This window comes from Streptomyces sp. NPDC001315, assembly GCF_042896175.1.
Lineage (GTDB): Bacteria > Actinomycetota > Actinomycetes > Streptomycetales > Streptomycetaceae > Streptomyces.
The window spans coordinates 21,701-34,454 of record NZ_JBIAWZ010000012.1; the positions used below are offsets into that span (position 1 = coordinate 21,701).

General features: G+C 71.5%; 13 protein-coding genes. 3 read left to right on the plus strand and 10 right to left on the minus strand.

The annotated features are described in order from the left end of the window. Positions 1 to 21 precede the first annotated feature (21 nt). From truB to rimP, 7 genes are all read right to left on the minus strand, one after another. Positions 22 to 927: a tRNA pseudouridine(55) synthase TruB gene (gene truB, locus ACFY16_RS27950; protein ID WP_390649951.1), complete on the minus strand. Its 906-nt coding sequence runs from the start codon at positions 925 to 927 to the stop codon at positions 22 to 24. Further along, positions 924 to 1,388, minus strand: a complete 465-nt coding sequence (gene rbfA / locus ACFY16_RS27955; RefSeq protein ID WP_390649952.1) for a 30S ribosome-binding factor RbfA — start codon at positions 1,386 to 1,388, stop codon at positions 924 to 926. The genes truB and rbfA overlap by 4 nt, the downstream gene beginning before the upstream one ends. Before the next feature lie 38 nt (positions 1,389 to 1,426). Further along, positions 1,427 to 1,720 (minus strand): DUF503 domain-containing protein, encoded by a 294-nt coding sequence (locus ACFY16_RS27960; RefSeq protein WP_351144879.1) that lies wholly within the window; start codon positions 1,718 to 1,720, stop codon positions 1,427 to 1,429. Between the two features lie 211 nt (positions 1,721 to 1,931). Continuing rightward, entirely contained in the window at positions 1,932 to 5,018 is a 3,087-nt protein-coding gene (infB, locus tag ACFY16_RS27965) for a translation initiation factor IF-2 (protein WP_390649953.1), read from the minus strand. Between the two features lie 163 nt (positions 5,019 to 5,181). Then, complete coding sequence (locus ACFY16_RS27970; RefSeq protein ID WP_390649954.1) at positions 5,182 to 5,463, minus strand: YlxR family protein; 282 nt, start codon at positions 5,461 to 5,463, stop codon at positions 5,182 to 5,184. A gap of 90 nt (positions 5,464 to 5,553) precedes the next feature. Further along, a complete protein-coding gene (nusA, locus tag ACFY16_RS27975) occupies positions 5,554 to 6,564 on the minus strand; it encodes a transcription termination factor NusA (RefSeq protein ID WP_390649955.1) in 1,011 nt (336 codons plus the stop codon). 2 nt (positions 6,565 to 6,566) lie between these two features. Then, on the minus strand, positions 6,567 to 7,085 hold the full coding sequence (rimP, locus tag ACFY16_RS27980) for a ribosome maturation factor RimP (RefSeq protein ID WP_390649956.1): 519 nt from the start codon (positions 7,083 to 7,085) through the stop codon (positions 6,567 to 6,569). A gap of 206 nt (positions 7,086 to 7,291) precedes the next feature. On the opposite strand from rimP, the gene ACFY16_RS27985 reads away from it, so the two are divergent. The 3 genes from ACFY16_RS27985 to ACFY16_RS27995 are packed head-to-tail and all read left to right on the plus strand — an operon-like array spanning position 7,292 to position 9,277. Beyond that, positions 7,292 to 7,840 carry a hypothetical protein gene (locus ACFY16_RS27985; protein WP_390649957.1) on the plus strand — a complete coding sequence of 183 codons (549 nt, stop codon included), beginning with the start codon at positions 7,292 to 7,294 and terminating at the stop codon, positions 7,838 to 7,840. Continuing rightward, on the plus strand, positions 7,837 to 8,331 hold the full coding sequence (locus tag ACFY16_RS27990) for a ferritin-like domain-containing protein (protein ID WP_390649958.1): 495 nt from the start codon (positions 7,837 to 7,839) through the stop codon (positions 8,329 to 8,331). Before ACFY16_RS27985 ends, ACFY16_RS27990 begins: the two co-directional genes overlap by 4 nt. Positions 8,332 to 8,368: 37 nt before the next feature. Continuing rightward, the gene (locus ACFY16_RS27995; protein ID WP_390649959.1) at positions 8,369 to 9,277 is read left to right on the plus strand and encodes an aminoglycoside phosphotransferase family protein; all 909 of its coding nucleotides are present in this window, start codon (positions 8,369 to 8,371) and stop codon (positions 9,275 to 9,277) included. Positions 9,278 to 9,430: 153 nt separating this feature from the next. Here the strand turns inward: ACFY16_RS27995 and ACFY16_RS28000 are convergent, their stop codons facing one another. The 3 genes from ACFY16_RS28000 to ACFY16_RS28010 all read right to left on the minus strand — a co-directional run bounded on the left by ACFY16_RS28000 (position 9,431) and on the right by ACFY16_RS28010 (position 12,706). Next, positions 9,431 to 11,134, minus strand: a complete 1,704-nt coding sequence (locus ACFY16_RS28000) for a proline--tRNA ligase (protein WP_390649960.1) — start codon at positions 11,132 to 11,134, stop codon at positions 9,431 to 9,433. A 73-nt stretch (positions 11,135 to 11,207) separates the two neighbouring features. Further along, positions 11,208 to 11,789 carry a GNAT family N-acetyltransferase gene (locus ACFY16_RS28005; protein ID WP_390649961.1) on the minus strand — a complete coding sequence of 194 codons (582 nt, stop codon included), beginning with the start codon at positions 11,787 to 11,789 and terminating at the stop codon, positions 11,208 to 11,210. A gap of 68 nt (positions 11,790 to 11,857) precedes the next feature. Then, a complete protein-coding gene (locus ACFY16_RS28010; RefSeq protein ID WP_390649962.1) occupies positions 11,858 to 12,706 on the minus strand; it encodes a GNAT family N-acetyltransferase in 849 nt (282 codons plus the stop codon). Positions 12,707 to 12,754 lie beyond the last annotated feature (48 nt).

Sequence of the window (12,754 nt, forward strand, 5' to 3'; positions counted from 1 at the left end):
CCCCGGCAGGACCCTCAGCCCTCAGCCGAAGACGGCCAGGCTCTTCGCCTTGCCCTTGTGCGCCTCGACCAGAGCCAGGAAGCGGCCCTGGGGGTCGAAGACGGCGACGGCGCCGCTGTCCTCGTACTCGTCGGGCATCTCCAGGCGTACGCCGTTGAGGAGCAGCCGGGCCCGCCTGGCGTCCACGTTCCAGCGGGGGAAGGCGGCCGTGGCCGCCTCGGCGATCGGCATCACCGTCAGCCCCTGCTGGTGCTGGTCCAGCGTCTTCGCCGAGTCCAGCTTGTACGGGCCGACGCGGGTGCGGCGCAAAGCGGTCAGATGGCCGCCGACGCCGAGGTCGGCGCCCAGGTCGCGGGCGAGGGCGCGGATGTACGTGCCGGACGAGCAGACCACCGACACCACCAGGTCCAGCACGGGCGTGCCGTTCTCGGCGACGGCGTCGCGGACGTCGTACGCGACGAAGGAGGAGATGGTGACCGGGCGGGCCGGGATCTCGAACTCCTCGCCCTCGCGCGCCCGCTTGTACGAGCGCACCCCGTCGATCTTGATGGCGCTGACCTTGGACGGCACCTGCATGATGTCGCCGCTCAGCTTGGCGATACCGGCGTCGATGGCGTCCCGGGTGACCTTGGAGGCGTCGGTGGAGGAGGTGATCTCCCCTTCGGCGTCGTCCGTGAGCGTGTTCTGCCCGAGGCGGATGGTCCCCAGGTACTCCTTCTCGGTGAGGGCCAGGTGCCCCAGGAGCTTGGTGGCCTTCTCGACGCCGAGGACGAGTACGCCCGTCGCCATGGGGTCGAGGGTGCCGGCGTGGCCGACGCGGCGGGTCCTGGCGATCCCGCGCATCTTGGCAACCACGTCGTGCGAGGTGAAGCCCGACGGCTTGTCGACGATGACAAGGCCGTCGGGCGTCTTGTGCTTCTCGGTCATTCCGCGGCGTCGCCGTCCGTCTCGGCAGCCTCGTCCTCTTCGCCCGGCTTCCTGTACGGGTCGGCGTCGCCCGCGAAGTTGGCGCCCGCCGAGACCTCGCGGACCTTCGCGTCCGAGGCCCGTGCCTTGTCGAGCAGGTCCTCGATGGTCTTGGCGGTGTCCGGCAGAGCGTCCGCCACGAAGGCCAGGGTCGGCGTGAACTTCACGCCCGCCGCCGCACCCACCGCGGAGCGGAGCACACCCTTGGCGCTCTCCAGGCCCGCGGCCGCCGCGGCCCGCTCCTCGTCGTCCCCGTACACCGTGTAGAAGACGGTCGCCTCCCGCAGGTCACCCGTCACCCGGGTGTCCGTGATGGTGACATGCGAGCCGAGCCGCGGGTCCTTGATCCCGCGCTGCAGCTTCTGGGCCACCACCTCTCGGATGAGGTCCGCCAGCCTTTTAGCCCGCGCGTTGTCGGCCACTGGTCCGTCTCCCGTTCTTTCCTGATCTGTGTTCTTGGTCAGTCGTCGTCGCCGCGGAGCCGCCGTCGCACGGACAGCAGTTCCACCTCGGGGCGCCCGGCGACCAGCCGTTCGCACCGGTCCAGTACGTCGGTGAGGTGGCCGGCGTCGCCGGACACCATCGCGAGGCCTATGCCGGCCCGGCGGTGGAGGTCCATGTGGTCGACCTCGGCGGCGCTCACCGCGTACTTCCGCTGGAGCTCGGCGACGATCGGGCGGACGACGGAGCGCTTCTCCTTCAGTGACCGAATGTCGCCGAGGAGGAGGTCGAAGGACAGAGTCCCTACGTACATGTGTATCCGGTTCACCCGCCGGTACGGGATCGATGGCCCCGCCATCGGTGGGCAGGGACATCAAGAACGGTACAACGAACGGGTGGGGTGCTCGACGGGATTGTTTCGCCCCCGCCGCGCCCTACTCGTCAGCTGAAACACGTCCGTCAGCTGAAACACGCCGAGGCGGCCGACGGGAACCAGGTCCCGTCGGCCACCTCGGGCCACGGTCTTACGCCCGCGGCTTCTCGCGCATCTCGTACGTCGCGATGACGTCGTCGACCTTGATGTCGTTGAAGTTGCCGAGGTTGATACCGCCCTCGAACCCTTCGCGGATCTCGGTGACGTCGTCCTTGAAGCGACGCAGGCCCTCGATGTTGAGGTTCTCCGCGACCACCTTGCCGTCGCGGATGAGTCGGGCCTTGGTGTTCCGCTTGACCTCGCCGGAGCGGATGAGCACACCGGCGATGTTGCCCAGCTTGGACGACTTGAAGACCTCGCGGATCTCCGCCGTACCGAGCTCGACCTCCTCGTACTCCGGCTTGAGCATGCCCTTGAGGGCCGCCTCGATCTCCTCGATCGCCTGGTAGATGACCGAGTAGTACCGGACGTCCACGCCCTCGCGCTCGGCCATCTGCGCCGCACGGCCTGCCGCGCGGACGTTGAAGCCGATCACGATGGCGTCCGAGCCCATCGCCAGGTCGATGTCCGACTCCGTGACCGCACCGACACCACGGTGCAGGACGCGGATGTCGACCTCTTCGCCGACGTCCAGCTGGAGCAGGGACGACTCGAGCGCCTCGACCGAACCAGAAGCGTCACCCTTGATGATCAGGTTCAGCTGCTGGACCTCGCCGGCCTTGAGCACCTTGTCCAGGTCCTCGAGCGAGACACGGCGCGTGCGCTTGGCGAACGCGGCGTTGCGCTCACGGGCGGCACGCTTCTCGGCGATCTGACGGGCCGTACGGTCCTCCTCGACGACGAGGAAGTTGTCGCCGGCACCCGGGACGTTGGTCAGGCCCAGGACCTGGACCGGCGTCGACGGGCCGGCCTCGGCGACGTTGTTGCCGTTGTCGTCGAGCATGGCGCGCACTCGGCCGTAGGCGTCGCCCACGACCATCGTGTCGCCGACCCGGAGGGTGCCTCGCTGGACGAGGACCGTCGAGACGGCACCGCGGCCACGGTCGAGACGGGACTCGATCGCGATGCCCTGCGCGTCCTGGTTCGGGTTGGCCCGCAGGTCGAGCGAGGCGTCCGCGGTGAGGACCACGGCCTCCAGCAGGGAGTCGATGTGCAGACCCTGCTTGGCGGAGATGTCGACGAACATCGTGTCGCCGCCGTACTCCTCGGCCACCAGGCCGTACTCGGTCAGCTGACCGCGCACCTTGGTCGGGTCGGCACCCTCGACGTCGATCTTGTTGACCGCGACGACGATCGGGACGTCGGCCGCCTTGGCGTGGTTGAGCGCCTCGACCGTCTGCGGCATGACGCCGTCGTTGGCCGCGACGACCAGGATCGCGATGTCGGTCGACCGCGCACCACGGGCACGCATGGCGGTGAACGCCTCGTGACCCGGGGTGTCAATGAAGGTGATCTTGCGCTCTTCGTCGTTGACCTCGGTCGCGACCTGGTAGGCACCGATGTGCTGGGTGATGCCGCCGGCCTCGCCCGCGATGACGTTCGTCTTGCGGATGGCGTCGAGCAGTCGGGTCTTACCGTGGTCGACGTGACCCATGACGGTGACGACCGGCGGACGGACCACGAGGTCCTCCTCGCCGCCCTCGTCCTCGCCGAACTCGATGTCGAAGGACTCGAGCAGCTCGCGGTCCTCCTCCTCGGGGCTGACGATCTGGACCGTGTAGTTCATCTCGCCGGCGAGGACCTCGAGGGTCGCGTCGGAGACGGACTGCGTGGCCGTGACCATCTCGCCGAGGTTCATCATGACCGCGACGAGCGACGCCGGGTTGGCGTTGATCTTCTCCGCGAAGTCGGTGAGGGAGGCACCGCGCGACAGGCGAATGGTCTCGCCGTTGCCGCGAGGCAGCATCACGCCGCCGACCGACGGGGCCTGCATGGCCTCGTACTCCTGGCGCCTCTGCCGCTTCGACTTGCGACCGCGACGCGCGGGACCGCCGGGACGACCGAAGGCACCCTGCGTGCCACCACGGCCACCGGGACCACCGGGACGACCGCCGAATCCGGGACGGCCACCGCCGCCGCCGAAGCCGCCGCCACCGGCACCGGGGGCACCGCCACCGGGACGACCGGCGAAACCGCCGCCGCCACCCGGACGACCGGCACCGCCGCCACCGCCCGGACGGCCGGCGAAGCCGCCGCCACCGGGACGACCGGCGCCGCCGCCGGGACGACCCGCACCGCCCGGACCGCGGCCGCCGGGGCCACCGCCGGGACGCGGGCCGGCAGCGGGACGCTGCGGCATCATGCCGGGGTTCGGACGCGGACCCGCGGGGCCGCCACCGGGACGGGGGCCGCCGCCCTGCGGACGGGGCATGCCGGAGGGCGACGGGCGCGAACCGCCCGGAGCCTGCGGACGCGGACCGCCGCCCTGGGCGCCGGGCGCCTGCGGACGGGGACCGGCGCCGGGGGCACCGGGGCCGCCGGGACGCGCGCCCTGCGGACGGGGCGCCTGCGGACGCGCCATACCGGTGGAGCCACCGGAGGTGAAGGGGTTGTTGCCCGGACGCGGACCGGCCGGACGGGCACCCGGACGCGCGGCCTGACCGCCGGCGCGCGGGGCACCACGGTCGGGACGGTCGGAACGGGGAGCCTGACCCTGGCCGGGACCACCCTGACGGGCGCCGGGCTTCGGGCCGCCGGGGCCCGGACGGGCGCCGGGGCGCGGGCCCTGGGCGGCGGCCGGGGCGACCGGCGCTGCCGGGGCCGACGGCGGAGCGGTGAACTCCGGCGTCGTGGGAGCCGCCGGGGCCGGACGCGGCGCGGGCTTGGGGCCCGGCACCGGACGCGGGCCGGAGGCGGCCGGCGCGGGGGCCGACGGGGCCGCGGGCTGCTGAGCCACGGCGGGCGTGGGGGCGACCGGCGGCTTCGGGGCAGCCGGACGTGCCGTCTGCGCCGGGGAGGGCGCGCCAGGCTTGGGGGCGGCCTTGCGCGGGGCGGGCTTACCGGCGGACTTGCCGTTGCCACCGCCCTGGAAGGCGTCTGTCAGTTTGCGCACTACGGGCGCCTCGATCGTCGAAGACGCCGATCGGACGAACTCACCGAGTTCCTGGAGCTTGGCCATGACGACCTTGCTCTCCACACCGAACTCCTTGGCGAGTTCGTATACCCGGACCTTAGCCACTTCGCTCCTTTTAGGTCCGGGTTGCGGCCGGACCGTCGCTACTTCATGGGCGTACTCATCGCGTGCTCATCGAGTGCTCATCGCAATCTCGACCTACTTCCAACTCGCGGGGTACCTGGGCCGCACGGGGTTCCGCGCGACGCTTTCTTACGGTGTCGCCTGCTCAGCAACGTTCTGTCTGCTCGACGTACCGGCGCAACACCTTTACGTCGAGCGGCCCCGGGACGCGGAGCGCCCTTGGGAACGCCCGGCGGCGTACCGCCAGGTCGAGACAGGCCGGGTCGGGGTGTGCATAGGCACCCCGGCCGGGCAGCGTACCGCGAGGATCAGGGACGCATGCGTCCTCGACCGCCACGATGCGCAGCAGATCAGTCTTGGCCGCTCGCTCCCGGCACCCCACACAGGTGCGTTCAGGGCATACGCGGGCTCGCGTCCGGCCAGACACAGCTAAGTCTACCTCCCCGCACCGACCTCCCCCCTTTGGGGCAAGAATCGAACGGTTGTTGTCGTGATCTAAGCCACTTGCGGCCCGGATCTATTCCCCGCTCCGAAGGGAGCCCTGTTCGGACGGCTGCTCGGTGTCCGGACGGATGTCGATCCGCCAGCCGGTGAGCCGGGCGGCGAGCCGGGCGTTCTGCCCTTCCTTGCCGATCGCCAGCGACAGCTGGTAGTCGGGCACCGTCACGCGCGCGGACCGGGTCGCCAGGTCCACGACCTCCACCTTGGTGACGCGGGCCGGCGACAGTGCGTTCCCCACCATCTCGGCCGGGTCGTCCGACCAGTCGACGATGTCGATCTTCTCGCCGTTCAGTTCACCCATCACGTTGCGCACCCGGCCGCCCATGGGACCGATGCACGCGCCCTTGGCGTTCAGGCCCGAACGGGTGGACCGGACGGCGATCTTGGTGCGGTGACCGGCCTCACGCGCGATGGCGGCGATCTCGACGGACCCGTCGGCGATCTCCGGCACCTCGAGCGCGAAGAGCTTCTTCACCAGATTGGGGTGCGTACGGGAGAGCGTCACGGACGGACCGCGGACACCCTTCGCCACCCGGACGACGTACGACCTCAGCCGCATGCCGTGCGGATACGTCTCACCCGGCACCTGCTCCTGCACCGGCAGGATCGCCTCGAGCTTGCCGATGTCGACGAGCACGTTCTTCGGGTCACGGCCCTGCTGCACCACACCGGTGACGATGTCGCCCTCGCGACCGGCGTACTCGCCGAGCGTCGCGTCGTCCTCGGCGTCGCGCAGGCGCTGCAGGATCACCTGCTTGGCCGTGGTGGCGGCGATACGGCCGAAGCCGGACGGGGTGTCGTCGAACTCCCGGGCCTCCTGGCCCTCTTCGAGGTCCTCGGGGTCCTCCTTCGCCCACACGGTCACATGTCCGGTCTCCCGGTTGAGCTCCACGCGCGCGTGACGGCGGCTTCCCTCGGTGCGGTGGTAGGCGATGAGGAGGGCCGACTCGATCGCCTCGACCAGCAGGGAGAAGGAGATCTCCTTCTCCCGTACCAAGCCCCGCAGGGCGCTCATGTCGATGTCCACGGCTACGCCTCCTCCTCTTCCTTCATGTCCTTGTTGTCCTTGCTGTCCTTGCGACTGAACTCGACCTGGACCCGGGCCTTGGCGATGTCCTCGAAGGCGAGCCTGCGGGAGGTGGCCTTGCGGCCCTTCACTCCGGGCACTTCGAGGTCGAGGCCCGCCTCGTCGACCTTCAGGATCCGAGCGGTCAGTTCGCCGCCCTCGGTGAGCTGGAACTTCACCAGCCGGTCCTGGGCACGCACGTAGTGACGGTGCTCGGTGAGGGCGCGCTCCGCGCCGGGGGTTCCGACCTCGAGGGTGTACTCGCCCTCACCCATCGCGTCCGTCTCGTCGAGCTTCGCCGAGAGCGCGCGGCTCACATCGGCGATCTGGTCCAGGTCCGCCCCCGCGTCGGAGTCGACGACCACGCTCAGCACCCGCTTGCGTCCGACGGAGTCCACGGTGATCTCTTCGAGATCCAGGCCCTGGGAGGTGACGAGCGGTTCCAGCAGTTCCCGCAGCCTCTCGCTCTGGGTGGTGCTCATCCGGGTGACTCCTCGGCCGCGTGTGCTGTTGTGGGATGGGGCGCGTGTCTGGTCAAAGGGTATCCGGTCGCAGGGAGTGTTGCTGTCCACCTGCGCACGGGCGGTGCCGATGAGTGATGCCGGTCGGGCGCGCGGGTACCGTGATCACCGGCGGGGCCGCCCTTCCCGCCCCGTGTGTTCGTACGAGCCCCCCGAGGACGTCTGCCGTGCCGTACTCCCCGCCGCCGCGCACCCCCTCGGGGCCGCGGAGAAGATCCCTGCTCGCCTCCGCCGCCGGCGCCGTCGTGCTCGTGGGCTGCTCCTCCGGTGGCGAGGACTCCGAGGAGAGCACGGGCGGCAGATTGTCGGTCACCGAGCGGGCACGCGCGCGTGCCGCACGGGACAGCGGGGGGATCGTTGAACGATACGACGCGGTGATCGTCGCGTATCCGGGGCTGGCGGAGCGGCTGCGGCCGCTGCGGGCGGAGGCGGTGCGGCATGTGGAGGCGTTCGGGGGCGCCAGGGTGACGGCGTCCGCCTCGGCGTCCTCCGAGCCGTCCGGGGCCGCGTCTTCCGCCGCCCCTTCGCCGACCTCTTCCGCCGCCCCGGGGAGCGAGAAGGACGCCCTCGCCGGGCTCGCCGCCGCCGAACGGGCGCTGGCGGACCTGCGGGCGAAGGCACTGCTGGACGTGCCGGGCGAGCTGGCCCGGCTGCTGGCCTCGGTGGCGGCGGCCGGGGCGGCGCACGCGTATCTGCTGACGGAGGGTGCCAAGTGAGCGAGGCGGAGCAGCCGGAGCTGGAGGCGTTGCAGGCCGTGCTGGCGGCCGAGCACGCGGCCGTGTACGGGTACGGCATCGTCGGTGGGCGGATCGGCGAGAAGCGGCGCGCGGAGACGCGGGCGGCGTACGACGCGCACCGGGCGCGGCGGGACGCGCTGGTGCGCGAGGTGCGCGACCTGGGCGGCGAGCCCGTCGCGGCGAGCGCCGCGTACGCGCTGCCGTTCCCGGTGCCGGACTCGGCCGCGGCCGTCCGGCTCGCCGCCGAACTGGAGGAGCGCGTGGCCGGGGTGTACTCCGACCTGGTGCGGGCGAGCGGCGGCGCACGGCGCGGCGAGGCGGCGGGGGCGCTGCGGGAGGCGGCGGTCCGGGCGGTGCGCTGGCGCGGCGGGAGCGTAGCCTTCCCTGGTCTCGCCGAGCGGGCGGACACGGGTGCGGCTGCGGGCACGACCGCGACCGCGACCCCGTCCTCGGCGACACCGACGGCGTAACCGGGAGAGGCCCGGAGAGGAAGGGAACGACTCGCGCATGGCTTTCGAACCGCCGCAGCGTCTGGTGCGGGCGCTCGGCGAGACGGCACCGGACGGTGACGACTGGTTGGAGAAGCTGCCCGAGCTGGCCCGACAGGCCGTCGCTCTACGCGAGTTGACCGTCGAGCGGGTGCAGGTGCCGGGCGGCCGGAGCAGTCTGGTGGTACTGGTACGGAGGGCCGACGGCACTCCGGCCGTGCTGAAGCTGGCCCCACGCCGGGCCCGCCCGGAGGGCGAGCGGGCCGCGCTGGCGCACTGGGGCGGCCTGGGCGCCGTACAGCTGCTCGAAACTGTCACGACCGAGGGCGCGCTGCTTCTGGAGCGGCTGCACCCTGATGTGTCGGTGCGGTCGCTGCCCGAGGCGAAGGCGCTGCTGGAGGCGGCGGGCACGCTGCGCCGATTGTGGGTCGAGCCCCCCGGTGACGCTGCCGCCCATGTCTTCGAGACCGTGACCGAGCGGACCGGCCGGCAGGCCGAGGCGATGCGGGCCGGCGCCGCGGCCGATCCCGAGGTGGCCCCGCTCGTCGACGTGGCCCTCGCGGCCCGCCAGGAGCTGCTGGCCGAACCCCCCGAGCACCGACTGCTGCACGGAACGTTCCGGCAGAGCAAGGTGCTGGCCGGGGAGCGGATGCCCTGGCTGGCCGTGGGCCCCGATCCGGTGGTCGGCGAGTGCGCGTTCGACTTGGCGCGACTGGTCCGCGACCGGGTGGAGGATCTGATCGCGGCCCCTTCCGGGGCGGCGATCACCCGGCGCCGCGTGAAGCGACTCGCGGAGTCGCTGGAGGTGGACCAGGAGCGACTGCGCGGCTGGACCCTGTTCCGCGCGGTGGAGTCCGGGGTACGCGCGCGCCGGGTCGGCCGCCCCCAGGACGCGGAACTGCTGCTGGAGTTCGCGAGCTGGCTGTAGGGCCGCCTGCTCGTGGGCCTACGCGGCCATGAGTCCGTATCACGACCGTTCCCCTCCCGAGCGACGCTGTGTCACGTCCTACGGTCGGGGAACGGCTGAGAGAAGACTGTCGAGGCGTCCGTACGCCTCGACAGAAGTCCCTGAGAGGTGTCTTTAGTTCACGAGGCGGGCGATCGCCTCGTCGACGGTCAGCTCCTCACGCTCACCGGTCTTGCGGTCCTTGAGCTCCAGGACGCCCTCGGCGGAGCGGCGGCCCGCCACCAGGATCTGCGGTACGCCCATGAGTTCGGCGTCCGTGAACTTCACGCCCGGGGAGACGCCGGCCCGGTCGTCGACCAGGACGCGGACACCGGCGGAGGCCAGCTTCTCGGCGACGTCGAGGGCCAGTTCGGTCTGGAGGGCCTTGCCCGCGGCGACGACGTGCACGTCGGCGGGCGCGACCTCCTTGGGCCAGCACAGGCCCTGCTCGTCGGCGGTCTGCTCGGCGAGGGCGGCGACCGCGCGGGAGACACCGACGCCGTAGGAGCCCATGGTCACGCGGACCGGCTTGCCGTTCTGGCCGAGGACGTCGAGCTTGAGGGCGTCGGCGTACTTGCGGCCCAGCTGGAAGATGTGGCCGATCTCGATGGCGCGGTCGAGCTTGAGCCCGGTGCCGCACTTCGGGCAGGGGTCGCCGTCCTGCACCACGACGACGTCCACGTACTCGTCGACCTCGAAGTCACGGCCGGCGACGACGTTCTTCGCGTGCGTGTGCTCCTTGTTGGCGCCGGTGATCCAGGCGGTGCCGGGGGCCACGCGCGGGTCGGCGATGTACGTGACCTTCTCCCCCAGGCCCTGCGGGCCGACATAGCCGCGGACCAGGTCCGGGCGTCCGGTGAAGTCCTCGGCGGTGACCAGTTCGACGGCGGCGGGCGCGAAGTGCGCCTCGACCTTGTCCATGTCGACCTCGCGGTCGCCGGGGACGCCGACGGCGACGATCTCGCCGTCGACCTTCACCAGGAGGTTCTTCAGGGTGGCGGAGGCCGGGACACCGAGGGAGGCCGCGAGGGTCTCGATGGTCGGGGTGTCGGGGGTCGGGATCTCCTCGGCGGCCGGCACGCCGGAGCCGTCGACGGGCTTGAGCTCGTACGTGATCGCCTCGGTGTTGGCCGCGAAGTCGCAGTTCGGGCAGTCGGCGAAGGTGTCCTCGCCGGCGGTGGCCGGGGCGAGGAACTCCTCGGACTTGGAGCCGCCCATCGCGCCGGCGGTCGCGGCGCAGATGCGGTAGTCCAGGCCGAGGCGCTCGAAGATCCGCTGATACGCCTGGCGGTGCAGGGCGTACGACTGGGCGAGGCCCTCGTCCGCCAGGTCGAAGGAGTATGAGTCCTTCATCAGGAACTCGCGGCCGCGCAGGATGCCGGCGCGGGGACGGGCCTCGTCGCGGAACTTGGTCTGGATCTGGTAGAGGATGACCGGCAGGTCCTTGTAGGAGGACGCCTGGTCCTTCACGATCAGCGTGAAGATCTCCTCGTGGGTGGGGCCGAGGAGGTAGTCGCCGCCCTTGCGGTCCTGGAGGCGGAACAGCTCGGGGCCGTACTCGTCCCAGCGGCCCGTCGCGTCGTACGGCTCCCGCGGCAGCAGGGCGGGGAGCAGCACCTCCTGGGCGCCGATGGCGTCCATCTCCTCACGGACGATCCGTTCGACGTTGGCGAGGACCCGCTTGCCGAGCGGCAGCCAGGTCCACACACCGGTGGCCGTGCGGCGGACGTAGCCGGCGCGGACGAGCAGCTTGTGGCTGAGGACCTCGGCGTCCGCCGGGTCGTCGCGCAGCGTCTTCGCCATCAGATTCGACATGCGCTGGACCGGTGCGTTCGCCATGGTTCTCGTACTCCTGCCGGGTAAGGGTGATGGCTAGGAGGTTAGCCGGGCGGTCCATCCCGGTGGAAATCGGTTAGGGCCTGCCCTGGTGCCGGCGGAGCGGGAGGGGGGCTCCCATCACCGCGTACGGCTTCGGGGCGCTGGGGAAGAGGACCTGTCTGGCCAGGTCCTCGTAGCCGAGGGAATGGTAGAGGCCGCGGGCCGGGCTGTCGGTGTCGATCGCCGAGAGGATCGAGCGGGGCTCGGCGGCGGCGTCGGTGATCGTGGTGATCAGGGAGCGGCCGACGCCGCGGTTCTGGTAGCGCGGGTGGACGTGCAGCTCGGTGATCACGAAGGAGTGGTCGAGCCAGAAATCGCGGCCCTGGGCGCGCAGGTACGGCTCCACGACGGTGGACCACCAATGGGTGCGGTCGTTGGGCATGCCGTAGACGAAGCCGACGAGGCGGCCGTCGGCGGTCGTGGCGCCCAGGGCGCGGGCGCCCGGGTAGGTCATGTGCCGCAGCACGATCTGGCGCCGCACGGCGACCTCCTCGGCGCCGAGCCCGAAGGCGACGGCCTGCACGGCGAGCGCGTCGTCGACACGGGCCGGCAGGTCGAGAGGGCCGATCACGACGTCGTCGGGGTTGCGGTGTCCGTGACCGGGGATGCGCAGCATGCCGGGGAGACTACAGGGCTCCTACGAGGCTCAGAACGGCGCTGTGAGGTGCGGCTGGAGGAGTGCGGCTAGAACAGAACGCTCATGAACGCGCCGACCTCCTGGAACCCCACCCTCAGGTACGTCCGCCTGGCCGGGGTGTTGAAGTCGTTGACGTACAGGCTCACCGTCGGCGCCACATCGGCCAGCGCGTACCTCAGCACCGCCGCCATGCCCGGAGCCGCGAGGCCCCTCCCCCGGTACTCGGGGGCCACCCACACGCCCTGGATCTGGCAGGCCTGGGGCGTGGCCGCGCCGATCTCCGCCTTGAAGGCGACCCGGCCGTGTTCGTCGAGGCGGGCGAAGGAGCGGCCGGAGCCGACGAGTTCGGCGACGCGGGCCTGGTAGAGGAGGCCACCGTCGCCGGCCATCGGGGAGATGCCGACCTCCTCGGTGAACATCGCCACGCACGCCGGCATGATCGTCTCCATCTCGTCCTTGCGGACGCGACGGACATAGGGATCCGGGGCGATGTCGTCGGGCATGCGGTCGGTGACCATGAGCGGCTGGTGGCGGCGGACCTCACGGGCCGGGCCCCAGCTGGGTTCGAGCAGCCGCCACAGCTCGGCGGTGGCCTCGGCGGGACCGACGATGGAGGAGCAGCGGCGGCCGGCCCTGCGCGCACGGTCCGCGAAGGCGCGTACAGCACGGGGTGTGGCGCAGATGGGGACGAGGTTGGCGCCCGCGTAGCAGAGGGACGTCAGCATGCCGTCCTCGTACCAGCCCCACATCTCGCCGCCGAGACGCCAGGGGTCGAGGCCCGCGACCTGCACCCGTGAGGTCACGAAGGCGTTCTTGACCGGCTCGCGGTCGAGGACGGCGAGGGCGGCGTCCAGGTCGCTCGGTTCGAGGACCCGGGAGGTGGTCTGGGTCAACAAGTGCGGGGCCTCACACTGGGGTCTGCTGATCTCCGCACTGTACCTGCC